Origin of the sequence: Comamonas nitrativorans (genome assembly GCF_042654765.1) — a bacterium.
In the GTDB taxonomy this organism is placed as follows: Bacteria; Pseudomonadota; Gammaproteobacteria; order Burkholderiales; family Burkholderiaceae_C; genus Comamonas; species Comamonas nitrativorans.
This window is the reverse complement of the sequence record NZ_JBHSEW010000008.1, coordinates 177,758-199,203: the sequence shown is the minus strand read 5'-3', so window position 1 is coordinate 199,203 and position 21,446 is coordinate 177,758. Positions and strand designations below refer to the sequence as shown.

Genomic DNA, 21,446 nt, shown 5'->3' with positions numbered 1-21,446 from the left:
TCTTGACTATTTTGTATTGTTCGACGGATTGCCTCCGTCGTCCTGGCGCTCCCGTGCAGAACCTGGCCCATAGCGCTTCCTTCCATTCAAGGGAAAAGATTGCACCATTAAAACCTGGGATCAAACAAGGCCGCTGCTGGATTCCCGCCTGCGCGGGAATGACGAGAGAAAGTGCCGAGATGACTGATGACTGAATTGGGCGATGGCCGCCAGCGCATCGTCCAATTTCTGCCGATACCAGTCGCTGGTTCGCCAGCGTGCGCGACAACAGGCTGACGGCCTGCTCGAACTCGATGCCGCGCTCGCGCAGGCGGCGTTCGTTGAGTGTGTAGCCCTCGACCAGATGCTGGCGCAGCACGCGGGTAGCCCATTGGCGAAATTGCACGCCACGCGGCGATTTGACCCGGTAGCCCACCGAAATGATCACGTCGAGGCTGTAGAAACGCACCGGCTTGTCGGAACCTGCAATGTGCAAATTCTGCACATTGCTTTTCTCGTCCAGTTCTTCCTCCTTGAACACATTGCCGATGTGGCGCGTGATGACGGATCGGTCACGCCCGAAAAGTTCAGCCATTTGCTCTTGACGCAGCCAGACGGTTTCCCTATCTAGCGCAACTTCAAGCCGTGCCTGGCCATCGGTGCTGGTGAAAATCTGAATCTGCTGCTTCATTTTCCATCCTTGAATACAAAAAAAGAGCTGCTACCGCTTTATTCTCAACATTTTCAAGGTAATTTGACTATAAAAACATTGATAAATAAGCGGTAGCAGCTCTCCTTAATGAAGCTTGAAGTGTTTTACCGCCCCATCACCCCGTATTGCGCAATCCGGCGGCAATGCCGTTGATGCTGATGTGGATGCCGTTCTTCAGGCGGTCGTCGTTCTGCCCGCTGCGCCAGCGGCGCACCAGTTCGACTTGCAGCAGGTGCAGCGGGTCGATGTAGGGGAAGCGGTGGCGGATGGAACGGGCCAGCGCCGGGTTGCTGGCCAGGCGGTCGTCCTCGCCCGTGACCAGGGCCAGCATGTCCACGGTGCGCTGCCATTCGGCGCTGATGGCGTCGAAGATACGTGTGCGCAAGGCCGTGTCGGCCACCAGTTCGCTGTAGCACGAGGCCAGGGCCAGATCGCTCTTGGCCAGCACCATGTCCATGTTGGACAGCAGGGTGCTGAAGAACGGCCACTGCCGGTACATGGCTTGCAGCAGTTGCAGTTGCCCTTCGCGCGTGGTGCCGGGCTGTTCCAGGAAGGCTTGCACGGCCGAGCCGAAGCCCAGCCACCCCGGCAGCGTCAGCCGGCACTGGCCCCAGCTGAAGCCCCAGGGAATCGCCCGCAAATCCTCGATGGCCTGCGTGGCCTTGCGCGAGGCGGGGCGCGAGCCGATGTTCAGCTCCGCAATCTCGCGGATGGGCGTGGCGGTGAAGAAGTAGTCGGCAAAGCCGGGGGTGTCGTACACCAGATGGCGGTAAGCGGCCATGCTGGCGTCCGAGAGCTGCTGCGCGGCGGCCAGAAATTCCGGCGTGGCCGGCTTGGTCGGTTGCAGCAGGGTGGCTTCGAGCATGGCGACGGCCAGCGTCTCCAGGTTGCGCCGGCCAATGTCGGGGTTGGCGTATTTGGAGGCGATGACCTCGCCCTGCTCCGTCAGCCGGATTTGCCCGCGCACGGTGCCCGGCGGCTGCGCCAGGATGGCCTGGTAGCTGGGGCCGCCGCCGCGCCCCACGGTGCCGCCGCGTCCGTGGAACATGCGCAGGCGCAGGCCGTAGTCGGCTTCGAGCCGGTCGAACACTTCGACCAGGGCCAGCTCGGCGCGGTACAGCTCCCAGTTGCTGGTGAAGATGCCTCCGTCCTTGTTGCTGTCGCTGTAGCCCAGCATGATGTCCTGCTCCCCGCCGCTGCGCTGCATGAGCTGGGCGACGCCGGGCACGGCGTAGTAGTCGCGCATGATGCTGGCGGCGGCCCGCAGGTCGCCAATCGTCTCGAACAGCGGCACGACGATGAGCTGCGCCTGGGACTCGGCACTGTCCAGCGTGCCCTGCATCAGGCCCACTTCCTTTTGCAGCAGCAGCACTTCGAGCAGGTCGCTCACCGTTTCGGTGTGGCTGATGATGTAGTGCAGGATGGCCTCGCGCCCGTAGGTTTGCAGCATCTTGTGCGCCATCTCGAAAATGGCGATTTCGCTGACGGTGAGCGGCGCGTACTGCGCACCGACCACGCGCAGCGGCCGGGCATCGCACAGCAGGCGGTGCAGCAGGGCGCAGCGCTGGGCTTCGTCCAGGCTGCTGTAGTTGTCCTCGACGCGGGCGGTGCGCAGCAGGTCGGCCAGCACTTCCTCGTGCTTGTCCGAGCTTTGGCGCAAGTCGACCGTAGCCAGGTGAAAGCCGAACACCTGCACGGCGCGGATCAGCGGGCGCAGGCGGTGCAGGGCCAGCGCCTCGCCGTTGTGGCGCGACAGCGAGGCGTCGATGGTCTGCAAGTCCTGCAGGAACTCGGCAGCACTGCCATAGGGGTTTTGCGCGGCGACGGCGTGGCGCTCGGCCTCGCGCCCGCCGGTCAGTTGCGTGAGCGTGGCGGCCAGCCGGGCATACACGCCGGTCAGGGCGCGGCGATAGGGCTCGTCCTGGCGGTGCGAGTTGGTGTCGGGCGAGGACAAGGCCAGCACCTGCATGGCGGGCGTGACCTTGACCAGCACGCTGGACATGGACAGCTCTGCGCCCAGGGCGTGGACTTCATTCAGGTAGTGGCGCAGCGCCACCTCGCTTTGGCGGCGCAAGGCCAGCTCCAGCGTGGGGGCGGTGACGTTGGGGTTGCCGTCGCGGTCGCCGCCAATCCATTGGCCCATGCGCATGAAGCTGTGGATGTCCTGCCCCGGCAGGGCCTCTTCCAGGCTGGCGTAGAGCTTGGGCAGTTCGTGCAGGAAGGTGGTTTCGTAATAGCTCAGGGCGTTTTCGATTTCGTCGGCCACCGTCAGCTTGGAGTGGCGCAGCAGCCGCGTCTGCCACAGCTGCTCGACGCGGGCACGCAGTTGCGCCTCGTTGGCGGCCAGCTGGCGCGGGGTCAGGGCATCCTTGCTGCCGGCAAACAACTGGGCGCGGGCGCTGATGTCGTCGCGCTCGGCCAGCAGGCGGGCGATGTCGCGCTCGGCCTGCAGAATGCTCTGGCGCTGCACCTCGGTGGGGTGGGCGGTGAGTACCGGGGCCACATAGGCCTTGGCCAGCGTCTGCGCGATGGCACCGGGCGTGATGCCGGCCTGCTGCAAACGGGCAAAGGCCACTTCGATGCTGCCTTCCTGGGCGCTGCCCGCACGCTCGTGGATGGCACGGCGGCGCAGGTGGTGGCGGTCTTCGGCCAGATTCGCCAGATGGCTGAAGTAGGTAAAGGCGCGGATGACGCTGACCGTCTGCCCGGTACTCAGGCTGGTGAGCAGGGCTTTCAATTGCCGATCGGCCTCCGGGTCGTGGTCGCGGCGAAAACCTACCGAAAGCTGGCGCACCTGCTCGATCAAGGTAAACGCTGCCGCACCCTCTTGCTCCCGAATGATGTCGCCCAGAATCCTGCCCAGCAGACGGATGTCTTCCTGCAAAGGCTTGTCCTTGTCCTGGGATGGGGGGGGTGTCGTACCCGCAGCGCTATGGATGGCTTGCATTGTTAGAAATACTCCAAAGTCCGGATGTTGCAGCGCCACATGCTAGCATCCCAGGTTGCTTATTCTGGCCTGCGCTACTGAACAAAATGCACCCATCGCTGAAAAATACCCCCCTCGTCATCGCCACCCGGGAAAGCCGTCTGGCCCTGTGGCAGGCCGAACACGTCCAGGCACTGCTGCGCCAGATGGGCCATGCGGTGGAGCTGCTGGGCATGACGACCAAGGGCGACCAGATTCTGGACCGCACCCTGTCCAAGGTCGGTGGCAAGGGCCTGTTCGTGAAAGAGCTGGAAGTGGCCCTGGAAGAAGGCCGCGCCCACATTGCCGTGCATTCGCTCAAGGACGTGCCCATGGAACTGCCCGAGGGCTTCGCCCTGGCCTGCGTGATGGAGCGTGAAGACCCGCGCGATGCCTTTGTCTCGCCCCGTTACGCCAACCTGGCCGAACTGCCGCAAGGCGCAGTGGTGGGCACCTCCAGCCTGCGCCGCCAGGTGCTGCTGCACGGCCTGCGCCCGGACTTGCAGATCGTGCCCCTGCGCGGCAACCTCGATACGCGCCTGCGCAAGCTCGACGAAGGCCAGTATGACGCCATCGTGCTGGCCGCTGCGGGCCTCAAGCGCCTGAAGATGGACGAGCGCATCCGCAGCATCTTCGAACCGGAAGAAATGCTGCCCGCCGCCGGCCAGGGCGCCCTGGGCATTGAAATCCGCAGCGACCGCGAAGACCTGCGCACCGCCCTGGCCCCGCTGGTCGACATGCCGACGTGGCTGCGCGTGACGGCGGAACGGGCCGTCAGCCGGGGCATGGGCGGCAGCTGCTCGGTGCCGCTGGCCGCCTACGCCACGCTGGAGGGCGACACCCTGTCCATCCGCGCTGCCTGGGGCGATCCGGAAGGCCAACAACCCCTGGTGCGGGCGCAGCAGCAGGCCAGCGTCACCACCCTGGCGCAGGCCGACGCCCTGGGGCTGGCCGTGGCCCAGGCGCTGCAAGCGGGCGGCGCCAAAGTGCAAAGCCACTGAACCGCCATGGCCGCCCTGCCCCTCATCGTCACCCGGCCCGAACCGGACAACCAGCGCTGGGTGCAAGCCTTGCAAGCCCGGGGCTACCGTGCCGAGGGCCTGCCGCTCATGGACATCGGCCCCAGCCGCAGCCCGCAGGCGCAAGCCGCCCTGCAAGCAGCGCTGGCGGGCATGGCGCATGGCCTGCACTACCGGGCGCTGATGTTTGTCAGCGCGAATGCCGTGCGCTACTTTTTTGCCCATCCGCTGGTGCAGGCCGCCGCCGTCACGCCGACGACGCTGGCCGCGCGTTGCTGGTCGCCCGGGCCGGGCACCACGCAAGCGTTGCGCGAAGCCGGCGTGGCCGCCGCACAGATCGACGCGCCCCCGGCCGATGCCGCGCAGTTCGAATCGGAAACCCTGTGGGCCGTCGTCGCCCCCCAGGTGCGCCACGGCGACCGCGTGCTGATCGTGCGCGGTGCCGACGGGCTGAACAATCCCGAACCGGCCCAGGGCACGGGCCGCGCCTGGCTGGCCACGCAATTGCAGGCCCGAGGCGCCCAGGCCGTGTTCGCCCCGGTGTATGAACGCCATGCGCCCGCGGCCACGCCCGCCTGGCAGGCCCGGCTGCACCAGTTGCACGCCCAGGGCGCGTGCTGGCTGTTCAGCAGCAGCGAGTGCCTGCAGCATCTGGCCGCCCTGGCCCCCGAACTGACCTGGCAGGCGCACGCCGCGCTGGCCACCCACCCCCGTATCGCGCAGCAGGCGCAGGCCCTCGGCTTTGGCCGGGTGCTGACGACCCGCCCGGCACTGGACGACATCCACCGCTTTATACAATCGCAGTCATGAGTGCTGACGGCCCCACCATCCCCTCCCACGCTGTGCCCTTCGACGCTGCAGCGCCCCGCACCCCGGCCCCGGCGGCCCCCGGCTGGACGTGGCTGGCCCTGTTGCTGGCTGCCGCCGGATTGGCCAGCAGCCTGACGGCCTGGAACAAGGTGCAGACCATGCAGGAGCGGCTGGCCCAGCAAAGCGCCCAGGCCAACGCCCAGGCGCAGGAAGCCCGCACCCTGGCCAAAGAGGCGCAGGAGCAGGTGCTGGCTGCCAACGCCCGACTGACCGTGGCCGAAGCCCGGCTGGCCGACGTCAGCCTGCAACGCGGCCAGTTGGAAGAGCTGGTGCATAACCTGTCGCGCTCGCGCGAGGACACTTTGGCCCTCGATCTGGAAGCGGCCATGCGTCTGGCCGTGCAGCAGGCCCAGCTCACCGGCAGCACCGCCCCGCTGATCGCCAGCCTGAAAAGCGCCAGCAAGCGCATCGAAGGCGCGGCCCAGCCCAGTCTGGCCCTGGTGCAACGCGCCATGGAGCGCGATCTGGAGCGCCTGCGCCAGACCCAGTCGGTCGATACCGCCAGCCTGCTCACCCGCCTGGACGAGGTGCTGCGCCAACTCGACGAGCTGCCCCTGCAAAACGGCAAACCCACCACGGCGCAGGAAGCCCTTCCGCCGCGCCACGCCACGGCCCCCCGTACCGATGCCGACGCTGCGACGGCCACCGCCCCGTCCTGGTGGCAAGGCTGGCAGGCGCAGGGCCGGGCGCTGTGGGGCAGCATCCGCGCCGAAGCGGGTGACCTGCTGCGCGTCAGCACCATCTCCGGCCCGGAAGCGGCGCTGCTGGCCCCGCAGGAAGGCATCTTCCTGCGCGAAAACCTCAAGCTGCAACTGCTCAACGCCCGGCTGGCCATCCTCGGGCGCCAGTACACCGCCGCGGCCTCCGACCTGGGCGTGGTGCAGGCCAGCATCGGCAAATACTTCGTGGTCAATGCCCGGCGCACCCACAGCGTCCAGGCCACCCTGGCCCAGTTGCAGGAGCAGTTGCGCAACAACCAGCAGCCCAGCCTGGACGACACCCTGACCGCCCTGGCCAACGCCACGGCCCGCCGGGAATAACGAGAAGGAAATCACCGCAATGATGCGTGCCGCACTGTGGTTTGTGGGCCTGTTCGCCCTGGCCGTCGCCCTGGCCCTGTTTGCGGGCAACAACCAGGGCATGGTCAGCCTGTTCTGGCCGCCGTACCGGGTCGATATTTCACTGAACATGGCGCTGCTTGCGCTGCTGGCCCTGTTCGTGCTGTGCTACGCCAGCCTGCGCGGCATCGCCGTGCTGGGGCAATTGCCCGCGCAGACGCGGCGCTGGCGCCAGCAGCAAAAGGAGCGCCAGCTCTACGCCGCCCTCATCAGCAGCCTGGCCCACCAGCAGGCCGGGCGCTTCGTGCGGGCCGGCAAATCCGCGCAGGAGCTGCTGGCGCACAGCGCCAGCCTGCACCACAGCAACGCCGCCGTACCGCTGGATAGCAGCCTGCGCTCCATCGCCCACCTGCTGGCCGCCGACAGCGCCCATGCCCTGCAAGACCCCGGCGCCCGCGACCGGCACTACGCCCAGCTTCTGGAGGACACCAGCCAGCAGCCCAGCCCCCTGGCCCAGGAAGTGCGCGAAGGCGCCCAGATGCGGGCCGCCCGCTGGGCTCTGGACGACCGCAACCCGCAGGAAAGCCTGCACCGCCTGGCCCAGTTGCCGCACGGGGCGGCCCGGCGCACGCTGGCGCTGCGCATCAAGCTCAAGGCCGCACGGCTGGCGCGGGACAACGCCACTGCCCTGGAAACCGCCCGCCTGCTGGCCAAGCACGGCGGCTTCACCCCGGACAGCGCCAGCAGCCTGATTGCCAGCCTGGTCGGCGAGGAAATCCGCGCCTGCCACGATACCCAGCAGCTGGAAAAACTCTGGCGCAGCCTGCCCGCCACCGAGCAGCAACATCCGGACATTGCCCTGCCCGCCGTGCGCCGGTGGATCGCCCTGGCAGGCGATGCTGCCCAGGCCCGGCAATGGCTGCTGCCCATCTGGGAGGCTTACATCCAGGGGCAACTGCCCCACTACCAGGCCCAGCGCCTGTTCCTGGCCTTGCAACACAGCCTGGAAGACCTGGACGGCGCCTGGCTCAAACGCATCGAACAGGCCCAGCACCAGTACCCCAAGGAAGCCCTGCTGCAATACCTGGGCGGCATGGCCTGCGTGCAGCGCCAGCTGTGGGGCAAGGCTGAACAATTGCTGCGCCAAAGCCTGCCCCGGTTGAACGACAACGCCCTGCAGGCCAGTTGCTGGCGGGCGCTGGCCGTGTTGGCCGAGCAGCGCGGCGACCCGGCAGCCGCCGCCACTGCCTGGCGCAAGGCAGCTTTGGCACAGGATTGATAAAAGAAGTAGCTTCTTCCGCCCGATATACAAGGGTTTCAGGTATTTTTATATCTGAAACCTTCTATTTATCAGCGCAAAAAGCTTCATTTTTTATAAACAACTGCCGTTTTCAACGCTTCTGCGCTTCGGGGAACCGCATCTGCGCATAACGAACGAAGCGCGTCTTTTTCACCAGCCTGTAGCCCAGCCACACCGCCAGGAACAGCGGAATGCCGATGTAGGTGGCGATCACCTCGGCCCAGTTGATGCTGTCCTGCAGAAACGCCTGGTAGTTCTGCCCCAGCGAGAAGTCAGCGCTGGGCTATGGCCGCACCAGCGTGCTTTGGCCAAACAGGCTTTGCACCAGATCGACCACCAGCTCGGCCGTCTGGTTGCGCAGGTCCAGGGCCGGGTTCAGCTCCACGATGTCCAGTGACCCCAGGCGGCCCGTGTCGGCAATCATTTCCATGCACAGCTGGGCCTCGCGGTAGTTGGGGCCGCCGCGCACCGGGGTGCCCGTGCCGGGGGCGATCTCGGGGTCGAGAAAGTCCACGTCGAAGCTCAGGTGCAGGTGGTCGTCCGGCCCCAGGTCGGCCAGGGCGCGGCGCATGACTTCGCGCATGCCCAGCTCGTCGATGGCCCGCATGTCGTACACCTCCAGGCCCAGCTCGCGGATCATGTGTTTTTCATAGGCATCCACGCTGCGCAGGCCGATCTGGCAGAAGGCCGATGCGGGCAGCGCCGGCAGCTGGCCGGACATTTCGGCCAGCGCACGCGGCCCCAGCCCGCACAGGCTGGCCACGGGCATGCCGTGCATGTTGCCGCTGGGCGAGTTGTCGGGCGTGTTGCAGTCCGAATGCGCATCCAGCCACAGCACGCGCAGGCGCTGGCCCTTGGCGCGGCAGTGGCGGGCCACGGCGCTGATCGAGCCGGTGGCCAGCACATGGTCGCCGCCCAGCATGATGGGCAGGCGCCCCTGCTGCAACGCCTGCCACACGGCATCGTGCGTGATCTGGTTCCAGGCCAGGCATTCGGCCAGGTTGCGCATCCCGGCATCGTCGCGCTCGCCGCGCGGGTTGGGCGGGCCGGCCAGGTTGCCGATGTCGTGCGCCTGCACGCCCAGGTGGGCCAGCGCCGAGCCGAGCTGGGCCACGCGCAGGGCGTCCGGCCCCATGGCCGCGCCCAGGCGCGATGCGCCGACATCGGTGGGGACGCCGATCAGGGCGACCTGGGTTGCTTGCTGGGATGGTTGTTGGTGGTTCATGGCGTAACTCCAGAGTGGCGTGTTCGACAAATTCAGGCGGCCTTGCGGGCGGCATTCAGGCTGGCCTGCGTGGCCTGGGCTTGCCGCACCACGGCAAACAAGTCCTTGGGGTCATCCAGCGAGGGAATCAGCTCGATCTGCGCCAGCAGCCCGGCGCTGCGGGCCAGGGCGTGCATGGAGCGCAGGGCGGAGTAATCCTCCAGCGCAAAGCCCACCGAATCGAACACGGTGACCTGCTGCGCCGAGGTGCGCCCCGCTGCCAGCCCCTGCAACACGCGCCAGAACTCGGTCACGGCGAAATCGGCAGGCATTTGCTGCAATTCGCCCTCGATGCGCGTTTGCGGCTCGTATTCGACGAACACGTCGGCGCGGTGCAGCACGTCGGCCTCCAGCTCCGTCTTGCCGGGGCAGTCGCCGCCCACGGCGTTGATGTGCATGCCCGGCTCGACCATGCTGGCGGGCAGGATGGTGGCGTAGGCCTTGTCCGCCGTCACCGTGGTCACGATGTCCGCGCCGCGCACGGCCTCCTGCACGCCGGGGTAAACCTGCGCCGTGGCGCCGAACTCGTGCAGGAAAGGCTCCAGATTGCGCAGCAGCTTTTGCGAGGTGGCCGGGTCGATGTCGAACAGGCGCAGCTCACGCACGCCCAACAGCCCCATGAAGGCCAGCGCCTGAAACTCGCTTTGCGAACCGTTGCCGATCAGCGCCATGCTGCGGCTGTCCGCGCGGGCCAGGCGCCGCGCCACCATCACCGACGTGGCGGCCGTGCGCAGCGCGGTGGTCAGCGTCAGTTCGCTGACAAAGCGCGGCATCCCCGTCGGCACGTCGGCCAGGGCGCCGAAGGCCATCACCGTCGGCAGGCCGTGGCGGGTGTTGATGGGGTGGCCATTGACGTATTTGAAGGCGTAGTCACGCGTGTCGGCCACGGGCATGAGTTCGATCACGCCGTTTTCCGAATGCGCGGCAGTGCGGGCGGACTTGTCGAAGTCCTGCCAACGCAGGTAATCGTCTTCGATGGCCTGGGCCATCATGCGCAGCACGCTGACGATGCCCACGCGGGCGACAAGCCGTGCCGCATCGCTGGCGCTGAGGAAATCGGTCTGCACGGACGGGGTGGGTTTGGTTTGAATGGTCATGGAAGTCTCCTGCTGTGTATCGACCACAAAAGTCTCCCACAGGCCCACGGCAATTCAAATCGGCAACACTGCACCATAATGCAGGCCTTTCTGGCAGATTGCACAAGGAAAATTGACACAATGAACAATCTGGATGCCATCGACCAGCGCCTGATCGCCATGCTGCGCCACAACGCCCGCGAAAGCGTCGCCACCCTGGCAGCGCGGCTGGGCGTTTCGCGCGGCACCGTTACCAACCGGCTGCGCAAGCTGGAAGACAGCGGCATCATCGTCGGCTACACCGTGCGCCTGCGCCCCGCCGTGGCCACCACCGCCCTGCAAGCCTGGATGAGCATCACCATCGAAGGCAACGAGGCCGGGCGCGTCGCCACCAGCCTGCTGGGCGAACCGGGCGTGCAGGCGCTGCACGCCACCAACGGCCAGTGGGATTTGCTGGCCGAATTGCAGGCCGACAGCCCGGCAGGCCTGTCGCGCGTGCTGGAGCGCATCCGGCTCATCAAGGGCATCCGCCATACCGAGACGAACATCCACCTGGAAACCCTGCGGGCCACGCAGGGCGACGGTGAATAAATACTTAGGCAGCCTGTAGGCGCAAACCTTGAATTTTTCGCAACGTCAATACAATTCCCAGTATACAAACCGCAAAACCGGCCATTTCCAGTATGGTTGGCAATTTCCCCTTATAGAGAAATACATATACCAACCCCAACAAAGGTTCCATAACGATAAATTGACCTGCCAACGTGATTGGTAATTTTTTCGCCCCTATATTCCACGCCATCGTACCGAGCCAGGACGATACGATGCCCAAAGAAGCCGTCCACAAGCAAAATGATAAAAAATCCTTGGTGGCAATGGAGGGAATCTGCGTATATCCAAAATAAAAATAATCCACTCCTCCCCACATCAGCACTTGCACCAAGGACATAATGCCAATCATATTCGTCCATGTTGAAGAATTGATGTCACTATTGCGCTTCAAAAAAGCTGCATTCGTCACACCGTACCAAGACCAAAGCATGAGTGATGCACAGCTCGCCAGGATTCCAAAAACAGCCCCACCAGACACCCCTTCTCCAGCAGGCAGATAGGTGAAGTTCACGAAAAGCAACCCCACAAAGGATACAGTGAGTGGCATCGCAATCTTGGACAACGGAAATTCTTTCAGCAACCAGTTCCCAAGAATTGCAACCGCAACCGGCATCATGCCCCCAATCGGAATAGCGATCTCCGGCCCGGTGAGGTTGATTCCAATAACCAAAAGATAATAATATAAAACATTGCCTGTCAGGCCAAGGAAGAACGCCATCAGCCAATATTTCAAAGGAAAGCGTTTTCTACCACTGGCGGTAAAAAACAGGACGACCGACAACATTCCATAAAAGAAATATCTGGCAATCGCAATTTGCGTTGGACTATAGCCATGTAAAAAAATTGGTACGACAAACGCATATGCCCAGCAAGCACAAGCGACTGATACGTACATAACTCCAGCAAGGAGATGTCTTGTATACATATATATCCTGAATCATCCAAAGCCGCCATTGAAACGCATCGCATCCATACTGTGAAATACCAATATATAGTTCATCGATTTAAAATTGATATATCGTTGTGCGCCTGCCCTTGCTTTCCGCCACTCCCTCAACGGTGAAGGGCCAGCAGCAGCGCAGCGGCAAAAGAGATAGCGAACAGGCTCTCGAAGGCATGGCGGCTCCTCAGAGGGTTCCTCAGCTCGCTATGAACACGCTCTAAAATCCCGCCATCCGTCTCCCCTCCTTTCCCATCATTCGGCGGCATCCTGCGGGATGCCGTTTGCATGTATTACGCATACGAAGACAGCACCCATGAGCGATACCCCTGCCCAACCCGGCCTGGAGAGCCTCTCCAAATCCTTTGAACCCGCCGCCCTGGAAGCCCATTGGGGGCCAGAGTGGGAAAAACGCGGCTACGGCCACGCCGGTGTGCGCGGCACGGGCCAGCCGGATGCCGGCGCACCGGCCTTCGCCATCCAGCTGCCGCCGCCCAACGTAACGGGCACGCTGCACATGGGCCACGCCTTCAACCAAACCATCATGGACAGCCTGACGCGCTACCACCGGATGCTGGGCTGCAACACCGCCTGGATTCCCGGCACCGACCACGCCGGCATCGCCACCCAGATCGTGGTGGAGCGCCAGTTGCAGGAACAAGGCATCAGCCGCCACGACCTGGGCCGCCCCGAATTCGTGAAGAAAGTGTGGAAATGGAAGGAAAAATCCGGCAACACCATCACCACGCAGATGCGCCGCCTGGGCGACACGGTGGACTGGAGCCGCGAATACTTCACGATGGACGACAAGCTCTCCAAAGTCGTCACGGAAACCTTCGTCAAGCTGTACGAACAAGGGCTGATTTACCGCGGCAAGCGGCTGGTGAACTGGGACCCGGTGCTGCAATCGGCGGTGTCCGATCTGGAGGTGGAAAACGAAGAAAAAGACGGCTCGCTGTGGCACATCGCCTACCCCCTGGCCGATGGCTCGGGCCAGCTCGTCGTTGCCACCACCCGCCCGGAAACCATGCTGGGCGACGTGGCCGTGATGGTGCATCCCGAGGACGAGCGCTACCGGCACCTGATCGGCAAAAGCGTCAAGCTGCCGCTGTGCGAGCGCGAAATCCCGGTGATTGCCGATGAGTACGTCGATCGCGCCTTCGGCACCGGCGTGGTGAAAGTCACCCCCGCGCACGACCAGAACGACTATGCCGTGGGCCAGCGCCACGGCCTGCCGATGATCTGCGTGCTGACGCTGACCGCCACCATCAACGACAACGCACCGGAAAAATACCGGGGCCTGGAGCGCTTTGCCGCCCGCAAGGCCGTCGTGGCCGACCTGGAAGCGCTGGGCCTGCTGGTCGAGACGAAAAAACACAAGCTGATGGTGCCCATCTGCACCCGCACCGGGCAGGTGATCGAGCCGATGCTGACCGACCAGTGGTTCCTGGCCATGAACAAGGTCGCCAAGGACGGCACGGGCGACGCCACCGGCAAATCCATCGCACAAAAAGCCATCGACGCAGTCGCCAGCGGCCAGGTGCAGTTCGTGCCTGAAAACTGGGTCAATACCTACAACCAGTGGATGAACAACATCCAGGACTGGTGCATCAGCCGCCAGTTGTGGTGGGGCCACCAGATTCCCGCCTGGTACGACGAGGACGGCAAGGTCTACGTCGCCAAGAACGAACAAGAAGCCCAGGCGCAAGCCCCCGGCAAAACTTTGAAGCGCGATGCCGACGTGCTGGACACCTGGTACTCCAGCGCCCTGGTGCCCTTCTCTACGATGGGCTGGCCCAACCAGGGCGATGCGGCCACGGACGACTACAACCTCTACCTGCCCAGCAGCGTGCTGGTCACGGGCTACGACATCATCTTTTTCTGGGTCGCCCGGATGATCATGATGAGTACGCACTTCACCGGGCGCGTGCCGTTCAAGCACGTCTACATCCACGGCCTGGTGCTGGACGCACAGGGCAAGAAAATGAGCAAGTCCGAAGGCAACGTGCTGGACCCGGTGGATTTGATCGACGGCATTGCGCTGGAGCCCCTGCTGGACAAGCGCACACAAGGCCTGCGCCGCCCGGAAACCGCGCCCAAGGTGCGCAAGGCCACGGAAAAAGAGTTTCCCGACGGCATCCCCGCCTACGGCGCCGACGCGCTGCGCTTCACCTTTGCCGCGCTGGCATCGCTGGGCCGCAGCATCAACTTCGACAGCAAGCGCTGCGAGGGCTACCGCAACTTCTGCAACAAGCTGTGGAACGCCAGCCGCTTCGTGCTGATGAATTGCGAGGGCCAGGACTGCGGCCTGGACACCACCCAGGGCTGCCATGACGGCTACCTGCACTTCAGCCAGCCCGACCGCTGGATCGTCTCGCGCCTGCAAAAAGTGGAGGCGCAAGTGGCCCAGGGCTTTGCCGACTACCGCTTGGACAACGTCGCCAACACCATCTACGACTTTGTCTGGAACGAGTTCTGCGACTGGTACCTGGAAATCGCCAAGGTGCAAATCCAGACCGGCACCGAGGCCCAGCAACGCGCCACGCGCCGCACCCTGATCCGGGTGCTGGAAACCATCCTGCGGCTGGCCCACCCCATCATCCCCTTCGTCACCGAAGCGCTGTGGCAGGTGGTGGCCCCCATCGCCGGCCTGCAAGGCGCATCCATTGCCATTGCCGCCTACCCGCAATCCCAGCCGGAAAAAATCGACGAGGCCGCCGAAAGCTACGTGCAGCAGCTCAAGGCCATGGTCGATGCCTGCCGCACCCTGCGCGGCGAAATGGGCGTCTCCCCCGCGCAGCGCCTGCCGCTGCTGGCCGTGGCCGATACGGCGGAAGATGCGCAATTCCTGCGCACCAACGCCGCCGTGCTGAAGAACCTGGCCAAACTCAGCGACGTGAAAGTCTTCGACGATGCCGCCGCCTGGGAAAAAGAAGCGCAGAACGCCCCGGTCAGCGTGGTCGGCAACGCCCGTCTGGCGCTGTTCGTGGAAATCGACGTGGCCGCCGAAAAAGCCCGCCTGGGCAAGGAAGCGGCCCGCCTGCAAGGCGAAATCGCCAAGGCCAACGGCAAGCTGTCCAACGAAGCCTTCTGCGCCAAGGCCCCCGCCGCCGTGCTGGAACAGGAGAAAAAGCGCGTGGCCGATTTCAGCGCCACCCTGGCCCGCATCCAGGAACAACTGGCCCGCCTGGGTTGATCTATAAAAACAGGAGCTTCTTGCGCTTGAATACCCTGGATTTCAGCATTAAAACCATCTGAAGTCCTTATATATTCTGCGGAAACAGCTCCCTTTTTCATAAAGAAACATTCATCATGAACACCACCCGCGTACGCAAAGCCGTATTCCCCGTTGCCGGGCTTGGCACCCGTTTCCTGCCCGCCACCAAGGCCAGCCCCAAGGAAATGCTGCCCGTGGTCGATAAACCGCTGATCCAGTACGCCGTGGAAGAAGCCTACGAGGCCGGCATCCGCGACATGATTTTTGTCACGGGCCGCAGCAAACGCGCCATCGAAGACCACTTCGACACCGCCTACGAGCTGGAAAGCGAACTGGAAGCCGCCGGCAAAACCGCCCTGCTCGACCTGGTGCGCAGCATCGCCCCGCAGGACATGAACTGCCTGTTCGTGCGCCAGCCGCGCAGCCTGGGCCTGGGCCACGCCGTGCTGTGCGCCGAGCCGTTGGTGGGCAACGAAGCCTTCGCCGTGCTGCTGGCCGATGACTTGATGGTGGGTGACTCGGGCGGCCCCGGTGTCATGGCACAAATGACTGCGGCCTTCGAAAAACAGGGCCGCTCTTTACTGGCCGTGCAGGAAGTGCCGCAGGAACACACCAAGCGCTACGGCATCGTCAAGGGCGAGGCCGCAGGCGGGCCGCTTATCCGCGTCGATGAAATCGTCGAAAAACCCGCCCCCGAAGTGGCCCCCTCGCGCATGGGCGTGGCCGGGCGCTATGTGCTGACGCCGCGCATTTTTGAAGAAATCCGCAACCAGCCGCGCGGCGTGGGCGGCGAAATCCAGTTGACCGACGCCATCGCCCGCCTGATGGCGCACGAAACCGTCTACGCCTTCCAGTACGCAGGCAAGCGCTACGACTGCGGCAGCAAGGAAGGCTTTCTGGAAGCCACGGTGGAACTGGCCTTGCAGCATCCGCAAGTGGGCGAGGCCTTCCGCCAGTACCTGAAAACACTGGCGATCTGAAAGCCCCGGAACACTGCCCCCTCCCAACGCAACAAGCCGCTTTTCAGCGGCTTGTTTTTTGGCGCTTGTCGCGCAGTTGCCAACCGTTTCAGCGGCGGCGCAGCAGGTGGATGAACTCCCCGCCCACGGTCTTTTGCTCCAGCAGCTCATTGCCGGTCTGCTTGGCAAAGGCCTTGAAATCGCTGAGTGAGCCGGTGTCCGTGGCAATCACCTTCAGCACCTGGCCGCTTTCCATCTGCGCCAGGGCTTTCTTCGCTTTCAAAATGGGCAGCGGGCAGTTCAGGCCCCGCGCATCAACTTCTTGGTGGATATCCATGGTTCGAACCTTCTCTGTGCAATGCGGGCGTTATACCGGAAACACCCCGGTGGAAAGGTAGCGGTCGCCCCGGTCGCACACCACGAACACGATCGTCGCATTCGTCTCGCGCCGGGCGATCTGCTGGGCCACCCAGCACGCGCCTGCAGCGGAAATCCCGGCAAAAATCCCCTCCTCCCGCGCTAGGCGGCGGGCCATGTCCTCGGCATCGTCCTGGGTGACGGTCACCAGCTCATCGACCAGGCTGGCGTCGTAAATCTTCGGCAGATACTGCTCGGGCCACTTGCGGATACCGGGGATGCGCGAACCCTCGGCAGGCTCGGCGCCGATGATGCGGATGGCCGGATTTTTCTCTTTCAGGAACTTCGCCACGCCGGTGATCGTGCCCGTCGTCCCCATGGCGCTGACGAAGTGGGTGATCTGTCCCTCGGTCTGCGCCCACAACTCCGGCCCGGTGCCGGTGTAGTGCGCCAGCGGGTTGTCCGGGTTGGCAAACTGGTCGAGAACCACGCCCTTGCCCTGGGCCACCATCTGGTCGGCCAGATCGCGGGCGTACTCCATGCCGCCGCTCTTGGGCGTCAGCACCAGTTCCGCACCATAGGCCTTCATGGTCTGCGCCCGCTCGATGGACAAGTCCTCCGGCATGATCAGCACCATGCGGTAACCCTTGATCGCCGCAGCCATTGCCAGCGCAATGCCGGTGTTGCCCGAAGTGGCCTCGATCAGCGTATCGCCAGGACGGATTTCGCCGCGTGCCTCGGCCTGCTGGATCATGGACAGCGCGGGCCGGTCCTTGACCGAACCGGCAGGGTTGTTCCCCTCCAGCTTGCCCAGCAACACGTTGCCGCGCTGCGCATTTTCCGGCGCACCCAGGCGCTGTAACGCCACCAAAGGGGTGGCCCCGATCGTCGATTCAATCGTTGGGTATTTTTTCTGCATACCCGTAAATGTGCCATAATTGCCGCTTGTCTGATTGATCGCCCGGGTGGTGAAATTGGTAGACGCAGGGGACTCAAAATCCCCCGCCGCAAGGCGTGCCGGTTCGATTCCGGCCCCGGGCACCAGATCGACGGATGGAAAAAACAGCCGCAGGTTTAATAACTTGGCGGCTTTTTTGTTTCCCATCATTCCATAGCGGCAATTGCTAAAAATAAAAACCGCAGATTCCAAGATCAAGGTCGATGCCGCCCAGCGATTTTTTTACGCTTGGGTTTTGCCGTAGCTGGCCGATAAGGAAGAGGCTTTCCTTGCCTGCTCCACGCCCATGCCATCCACGCCCGTTCACACCGTCGCCCATCCTGCACTGCAGGCCATGTATACCCCGCGCATCACCGATCGCCATGGGGCTGCCGCCACGCAAGCCCGTGCTGACGGTACCGACACCGAGCGCCAGGAGTCTGCAACGGGGGTCGTCCTGCATCTCTCCCCCGCCGGGATCAAGCAGGCCCAGGCCAGTCAGAAAAACCAGGACATCGACGACAGCGACCTGCCCGACACCATCAAGGATTTGCTGAAAATGATCCGCGAACTCAAAGCCAAGGTGCAGGAACGCACCCAGGCGCTGCAGCAACTGATGGCGGACACCAGCCTGTCCGACGAGGAACGCAGCCTGCAAACCCAGCAGCTGCAGGCCGAAATTGCAACCCTGAGCGGGGCGCTGGCCACCGCCATGGGACAGCTGACCAAAGCCATCAAGGAGGCCAACCTCTCCGATACACAGGCCAGTGAAGTGGCCAAGCTCCTGGCCTAGAAAACGGGCGGATGGCTAGGGAAATTCCCTGACTACCCTGCAACGGAATTGGCGCAAGCGGGGCAAACCACGGTTTTTTACTGCCCAACCTTCCCCGATTGCACAACATCCGTGCAAACCGCAGGTGGGAGGGTGAACGCAAACTCTTACAATGGCCCGCATCCCGCGCCCTGTGCAGCACAGGGCCGGAATTTTTCCTTCTTTCCATACCCGCACCAAAGGAAGACAACACCATGACCAAAAAACTGCTGGGACTGGCATTGCTGGCAGCCTGCACCTTCTCCGCACATGCGGCGGACGGCAAGCCCCTGAAGGTCGCCATCGACCCCACCTACGAACCCTTCACCTACAAAACTGCCGACGGCAAGCCCACGGGCTTTGACGTGGACATTGCCGAAGCCCTCTGCGCCGAGATGAAGCGCAAGTGCGTCTTCGTCGAGCAGGTGTGGGACAGCATGATTCCCGGCCTGCAAGCGCGTAAGTACGACGTGATCGTCAGCTCCATGTCGATCACCGACGAGCGCCGCAAGGTGGTGGACTTCTCCGACCGCTACTACAAGACCCCCAGCGCCATCGTGGTGAAGAAGGGCACGGAATACACCGGCCCGGCCTCGCTCAAGGGCAAAAAGATCGGCGTTCTGAAAGGCAGCACGCAAGAGAAATGGGCCATGGGCGAGTTGAAACCCGCCGGTGTCACCGTGGTGCCCTATGAAGCGCAAGACCAGGTGTACCTGGACATCAACGCAGGCCGCCTGGATGGCACCGTGGCCGACAAGGTGGAAGTGCATGGCGGCTTCCTGCGCAAGCCCGAAGGCCAGGACTACGGCTACGTCGGCCATGACCAGTACGAAACCAAATACTACGGCGACGGCATCGGCATCCCCGCACGCAAGGGCCAGAAGGAGCTGATCGGCCAGATCAACGCCGCCATCAAGGCCATCCGCGCCAACGGCACCTACGACCGGATCGCCAAAAAATACTTCGACTTTGACCCCTACGGCAACTAAACCCTGACCGGCCCCGCCACAGCCCGCCGCTTGCCTGCAAGCTGGCGGGCTACGTTGTTTTTACTGACCGCATCACGCATGGACAGCATGAGCAGTTACTACTATTCCATCTTGCAAGGGGCGCTGCTGACGGTGGCCGTCTCCCTGGCCTCCCTGTTCGTCTCCACCATCCTGGGGCTGCTGGGCGCAACGGCCAAGCTCTCGGGCCGCCGCCCCCTGGTCTGGCTGGCCACCCTCTACACCACCGTGGTGCGCGGCATCCCGGAGCTGGTGCTGATGCTGCTGGTGTTCTACGGCGCGGCCATCGGCATCAACAACCTGTTCGAGGCCATGGGCTCGGACTACGTGCTGGACCTCAACCCCTTCATCGCCGGCGTCGCCACCCTGGGCTTCATCTACGGCGCGTACATGACCGAGACGTTTCGCGGCGCCATCCTGTCCATCCCCAAGGGGCAGATGGAAGCGGCCTGGGCCTTCGGCATGGGGCCGGTGCGCACCTTTTTGCGCATCACCCTGCCGCAAATGGTGCGCTACGCCCTGCCCGGCTACACCAACAACTGGCTGGTACTCATCAAGGCCACCGCCCTGGTCAGCCTGATCAGCCTGCACGACATGACCTATATGGCCAAACAGGCCAGCGCCGCCACGCGCGAGCCGTTCATCTTCCTGATGTTCGCCGCCGCCCTGTACCTGGTGTTCACCAGCATCTCGCTGAGTGTCCTCAAGCGCATCAACGCCCGCTACAGCCTGGGCACCGAAAAAGTCCAACTCTGAGTCCCTGAAGACCTGAAGAAAGCGCCACACCATGAGTTGGGAAATCGTTTTTGAGACCGAGCAGCTGCTCGCCTACTGGCACGGCCTGCTCACCACCCTGTCGCTGCTGCTGTCCAGCCTGGGCATCGGCGCCGTGCTGGCCGTGGCCTGCGCCCTGGCGCTGACCAACGGCCCCTGGATCGTGCAGAAGCTGGTCGGCAGCTTCACCTACTTCGTGCGCGGCACGCCGCTGCTGATTCAGGTCTACCTGATCTACTACGGCCTGGCGCAGCTCGAATGGATTCAATCGCGCTGGGACGACGTCTGGCCCTGGACGCACTTCAAGGAACCCTTCTTCTGCGCCCTGCTGGCCTTTGCCCTGAACACCGGCGGCTACACCGCCGAAATGCTGGCCGGTGCCATCCGCGAAACCGATCCTGGCGAAGTCGAGGCCGCCCGCGCCATGGGCATGGGCCGCTGGCAGATCATGGCCCGCATCGTCCTGCCCAGCGCCATCCGCCGCACCCTGCCGCCCTACAGCAACGAGGTGGTGATGATGCTGCACTCCACCAGCCTGGCCAGCACCGTCCCGGCGCTGACCGACATCACCGCCGTGGCCAGCCAGATCTATTCGGACTACTACCTGCCGTTCGAGGCCTACCTGGCCGCAGCCGCCATCTACCTGTGCGTCACCTTCGCCCTGATCGGCTTCTTCCGCCTGCTGGAAAAACGCTATCTGGCCTACCTCGCCCCACGCAGCAACTAAGCACCGCCGACCCCATGACCCACCCGATGACTGATACAACGACCTTCAAACTCCAGGCCGAGAACATCCACAAAAGCTACGGCAGCCACCAGGTACTCAAAGGCGTCACCCTGAACGCCCGCGCGGGCGACGTCATCAGCCTGATCGGCAGCTCCGGCTCGGGCAAATCCACCCTGCTGCGCTGCATCAACCTGCTGGAAAAACCCCAGCAGGGGCGCATCATCGTCGCCGGGGAAGAGCTGCTGCTCAAGGCCGGGCGCACCGGCGAACTGGATGCCGTGCAGCCCAGGCAACTGCAACGCCTGCGCACCAAGCTGGCCATGGTGTTCCAGCACTTCAACCTGTGGGCGCACAAAACCGTACTGCAAAACATCGTCGAAGCGCCCATCCACGTCCTGGGCCTGCCCAGGGACGAAGCCATCGCCCGCGCCCGCAAATACCTGCAACTGGTCGGCCTGGAAGGCCGCGAAGACGTCTACCCCAACCACATGAGCGGCGGCCAGCAGCAGCGCGTAGCCATCGCCCGCGCCCTGGCGGTGGAGCCGGAAGTGATGCTGTTCGACGAACCCACCAGCGCCCTCGACCCCGAACTGGTCGGCGAAGTGCTGCGCGTCATGCAGGTGCTGGCCCAGGAGGGGCGCACCATGGTCGTCGTCACCCACGAAATCGGCTTCGCCCGCGAAGTCTCCAACCACGTCGTGTTCCTGCACCAGGGCTTGATCGAGGAACAGGGCGACCCCAAGCAGGTACTGATCCACCCGCAAAGCGAGCGGCTGGCGAAGTTCTTGTCGGGCAGCTTGAAGTAAAAGATAGCTTCTTGCGCTTTTATTTATTAGGTTTCAGGTGGTTTTCTGCCTGAAAC

The 21,446-nt window shown here is 63.8% G+C and carries 18 protein-coding genes, 1 tRNA gene and 2 pseudogenes; 13 read left to right on the top strand and 8 right to left on the bottom strand.

The annotated features are described in order from the left end of the window. Nucleotides 1–358: 358 nt before the first annotated feature. Both rhuM and ppc read right to left on the bottom strand, forming a co-directional pair. Nucleotides 359–574 (bottom strand): annotated as a pseudogene (rhuM, locus tag ACFO3A_RS10710) (RhuM family protein); the annotation flags it as partial. A 232-nt stretch (nucleotides 575–806) separates the two neighbouring features. Then, nucleotides 807–3,638: a phosphoenolpyruvate carboxylase gene (ppc, locus tag ACFO3A_RS10705; protein ID WP_377726217.1), complete on the bottom strand. Its 2,832-nt coding sequence runs from the start codon at nucleotides 3,636–3,638 to the stop codon at nucleotides 807–809. Between the two features lie 86 nt (nucleotides 3,639–3,724). Here ppc and hemC point away from each other — a divergent pair, with 86 nt between their 5' ends. The 4 genes from hemC to ACFO3A_RS10685 are packed head-to-tail and all read left to right on the top strand — an operon-like array spanning nucleotide 3,725 to nucleotide 7,882. Next, nucleotides 3,725–4,657, top strand: coding sequence for a hydroxymethylbilane synthase (gene hemC / locus ACFO3A_RS10700; RefSeq protein WP_377726215.1), 933 nt, complete (start codon nucleotides 3,725–3,727; stop codon nucleotides 4,655–4,657). A 6-nt stretch (nucleotides 4,658–4,663) separates the two neighbouring features. After that, a complete protein-coding gene (locus tag ACFO3A_RS10695; RefSeq protein ID WP_377726213.1) occupies nucleotides 4,664–5,485 on the top strand; it encodes a uroporphyrinogen-III synthase in 822 nt (273 codons plus the stop codon). After that, nucleotides 5,482–6,585 (top strand): uroporphyrinogen-III C-methyltransferase, encoded by a 1,104-nt coding sequence (locus ACFO3A_RS10690; RefSeq protein ID WP_377726211.1) that lies wholly within the window; start codon nucleotides 5,482–5,484, stop codon nucleotides 6,583–6,585. Before ACFO3A_RS10695 ends, ACFO3A_RS10690 begins: the two co-directional genes overlap by 4 nt. A gap of 22 nt (nucleotides 6,586–6,607) precedes the next feature. Then, nucleotides 6,608–7,882 (top strand): heme biosynthesis protein HemY, encoded by a 1,275-nt coding sequence (locus ACFO3A_RS10685; protein WP_377726225.1) that lies wholly within the window; start codon nucleotides 6,608–6,610, stop codon nucleotides 7,880–7,882. Between the two features lie 112 nt (nucleotides 7,883–7,994). On the opposite strand, the pseudogene ACFO3A_RS10680 reads toward ACFO3A_RS10685, so the two are convergent. From ACFO3A_RS10680 to ACFO3A_RS10670, 3 genes and pseudogenes are all read right to left on the bottom strand, one after another. Continuing rightward, nucleotides 7,995–8,171 (bottom strand): annotated as a pseudogene (locus tag ACFO3A_RS10680) (amino acid permease); the annotation flags it as partial. Between the two features lie 15 nt (nucleotides 8,172–8,186). Next, nucleotides 8,187–9,128: an arginase gene (gene rocF, locus ACFO3A_RS10675; protein WP_377726210.1), complete on the bottom strand. Its 942-nt coding sequence runs from the start codon at nucleotides 9,126–9,128 to the stop codon at nucleotides 8,187–8,189. Nucleotides 9,129–9,160: 32 nt separating this feature from the next. Next, a complete protein-coding gene (locus ACFO3A_RS10670; protein WP_377726209.1) occupies nucleotides 9,161–10,264 on the bottom strand; it encodes an ornithine cyclodeaminase in 1,104 nt (367 codons plus the stop codon). A gap of 129 nt (nucleotides 10,265–10,393) precedes the next feature. Here ACFO3A_RS10670 and ACFO3A_RS10665 point away from each other — a divergent pair, with 129 nt between their 5' ends. Further along, on the top strand, nucleotides 10,394–10,834 hold the full coding sequence (locus ACFO3A_RS10665; protein WP_377726223.1) for an Lrp/AsnC family transcriptional regulator: 441 nt from the start codon (nucleotides 10,394–10,396) through the stop codon (nucleotides 10,832–10,834). 4 nt (nucleotides 10,835–10,838) lie between these two features. Here ACFO3A_RS10665 and ACFO3A_RS10660 read toward each other — a convergent pair whose 3' ends face one another. After that, a complete protein-coding gene (locus ACFO3A_RS10660) occupies nucleotides 10,839–11,750 on the bottom strand; it encodes a DMT family transporter (protein WP_377726207.1) in 912 nt (303 codons plus the stop codon). A 361-nt stretch (nucleotides 11,751–12,111) separates the two neighbouring features. On the opposite strand from ACFO3A_RS10660, the gene ACFO3A_RS10655 reads away from it, so the two are divergent. Continuing rightward, nucleotides 12,112–14,991: a valine--tRNA ligase gene (locus ACFO3A_RS10655; RefSeq protein WP_377726206.1), complete on the top strand. Its 2,880-nt coding sequence runs from the start codon at nucleotides 12,112–12,114 to the stop codon at nucleotides 14,989–14,991. 116 nt (nucleotides 14,992–15,107) lie between these two features. Continuing rightward, nucleotides 15,108–15,992 carry a UTP--glucose-1-phosphate uridylyltransferase GalU gene (gene galU / locus ACFO3A_RS10650; protein ID WP_377726204.1) on the top strand — a complete coding sequence of 295 codons (885 nt, stop codon included), beginning with the start codon at nucleotides 15,108–15,110 and terminating at the stop codon, nucleotides 15,990–15,992. A gap of 88 nt (nucleotides 15,993–16,080) precedes the next feature. Here the strand turns inward: galU and ACFO3A_RS10645 are convergent, their stop codons facing one another. Both ACFO3A_RS10645 and cysM read right to left on the bottom strand, forming a co-directional pair. Next, nucleotides 16,081–16,308: a sulfurtransferase TusA family protein gene (locus ACFO3A_RS10645; RefSeq protein ID WP_377726203.1), complete on the bottom strand. Its 228-nt coding sequence runs from the start codon at nucleotides 16,306–16,308 to the stop codon at nucleotides 16,081–16,083. 30 nt (nucleotides 16,309–16,338) lie between these two features. Next, entirely contained in the window at nucleotides 16,339–17,247 is a 909-nt protein-coding gene (gene cysM, locus ACFO3A_RS10640) for a cysteine synthase CysM (RefSeq protein ID WP_377726202.1), read from the bottom strand. Nucleotides 17,248–17,287: 40 nt separating this feature from the next. Between cysM and ACFO3A_RS10635 the strand changes: the two genes are divergently transcribed. The 6 genes from ACFO3A_RS10635 to ACFO3A_RS10610 all read left to right on the top strand — a co-directional run bounded on the left by ACFO3A_RS10635 (nucleotide 17,288) and on the right by ACFO3A_RS10610 (nucleotide 21,390). Continuing rightward, nucleotides 17,288–17,372, top strand: a tRNA-Leu gene (locus tag ACFO3A_RS10635). 200 nt (nucleotides 17,373–17,572) lie between these two features. Next, nucleotides 17,573–18,058, top strand: coding sequence for a hypothetical protein (locus ACFO3A_RS10630; RefSeq protein ID WP_377726201.1), 486 nt, complete (start codon nucleotides 17,573–17,575; stop codon nucleotides 18,056–18,058). 233 nt (nucleotides 18,059–18,291) lie between these two features. Next, nucleotides 18,292–19,065, top strand: a complete 774-nt coding sequence (locus ACFO3A_RS10625; RefSeq protein ID WP_377726200.1) for a lysine/arginine/ornithine ABC transporter substrate-binding protein — start codon at nucleotides 18,292–18,294, stop codon at nucleotides 19,063–19,065. Nucleotides 19,066–19,152: 87 nt separating this feature from the next. Beyond that, nucleotides 19,153–19,839 (top strand): ABC transporter permease, encoded by a 687-nt coding sequence (locus ACFO3A_RS10620; RefSeq protein ID WP_377726199.1) that lies wholly within the window; start codon nucleotides 19,153–19,155, stop codon nucleotides 19,837–19,839. A gap of 31 nt (nucleotides 19,840–19,870) precedes the next feature. Further along, entirely contained in the window at nucleotides 19,871–20,584 is a 714-nt protein-coding gene (locus ACFO3A_RS10615) for an ABC transporter permease (RefSeq protein WP_377726198.1), read from the top strand. A 26-nt stretch (nucleotides 20,585–20,610) separates the two neighbouring features. Next, nucleotides 20,611–21,390 (top strand): ABC transporter ATP-binding protein, encoded by a 780-nt coding sequence (locus tag ACFO3A_RS10610; protein ID WP_377726197.1) that lies wholly within the window; start codon nucleotides 20,611–20,613, stop codon nucleotides 21,388–21,390. Nucleotides 21,391–21,446: the final 56 nt, after the last annotated feature.

Bases quoted from the DNA above. Each gene is read 5' to 3' on its own strand.
- ACFO3A_RS10695 (WP_377726213.1), top strand. From the start codon at position 4,664: ATGGCCGCCCTGCCCCTCATCGTCACCCGGCCCGAACCGGACAACCAG.
- ACFO3A_RS10630 (WP_377726201.1), top strand. From the start codon at position 17,573: ATGCCATCCACGCCCGTTCACACCGTCGCCCATCCTGCACTGCAGGCC.
- ACFO3A_RS10625 (WP_377726200.1), top strand. From the start codon at position 18,292: ATGACCAAAAAACTGCTGGGACTGGCATTGCTGGCAGCCTGCACCTTC.
- ACFO3A_RS10615 (WP_377726198.1), top strand. From the start codon at position 19,871: ATGAGTTGGGAAATCGTTTTTGAGACCGAGCAGCTGCTCGCCTACTGG.
- galU (WP_377726204.1), top strand. From the start codon at position 15,108: ATGAACACCACCCGCGTACGCAAAGCCGTATTCCCCGTTGCCGGGCTT.
- ACFO3A_RS10645 (WP_377726203.1), bottom strand. From the start codon at position 16,308: ATGGATATCCACCAAGAAGTTGATGCGCGGGGCCTGAACTGCCCGCTG.
- ACFO3A_RS10620 (WP_377726199.1), top strand. From the start codon at position 19,153: ATGAGCAGTTACTACTATTCCATCTTGCAAGGGGCGCTGCTGACGGTG.
- rocF (WP_377726210.1), bottom strand. From the start codon at position 9,128: ATGAACCACCAACAACCATCCCAGCAAGCAACCCAGGTCGCCCTGATC.
- cysM (WP_377726202.1), bottom strand. From the start codon at position 17,247: ATGCAGAAAAAATACCCAACGATTGAATCGACGATCGGGGCCACCCCT.
- ACFO3A_RS10660 (WP_377726207.1), bottom strand. From the start codon at position 11,750: ATGTACGTATCAGTCGCTTGTGCTTGCTGGGCATATGCGTTTGTCGTA.
- ACFO3A_RS10685 (WP_377726225.1), top strand. From the start codon at position 6,608: ATGCGTGCCGCACTGTGGTTTGTGGGCCTGTTCGCCCTGGCCGTCGCC.
- ppc (WP_377726217.1), bottom strand. From the start codon at position 3,638: ATGCAAGCCATCCATAGCGCTGCGGGTACGACACCCCCCCCATCCCAG.
- ACFO3A_RS10610 (WP_377726197.1), top strand. From the start codon at position 20,611: ATGACTGATACAACGACCTTCAAACTCCAGGCCGAGAACATCCACAAA.
- ACFO3A_RS10655 (WP_377726206.1), top strand. From the start codon at position 12,112: ATGAGCGATACCCCTGCCCAACCCGGCCTGGAGAGCCTCTCCAAATCC.
- hemC (WP_377726215.1), top strand. From the start codon at position 3,725: ATGCACCCATCGCTGAAAAATACCCCCCTCGTCATCGCCACCCGGGAA.
- ACFO3A_RS10690 (WP_377726211.1), top strand. From the start codon at position 5,482: ATGAGTGCTGACGGCCCCACCATCCCCTCCCACGCTGTGCCCTTCGAC.
- ACFO3A_RS10670 (WP_377726209.1), bottom strand. From the start codon at position 10,264: ATGACCATTCAAACCAAACCCACCCCGTCCGTGCAGACCGATTTCCTC.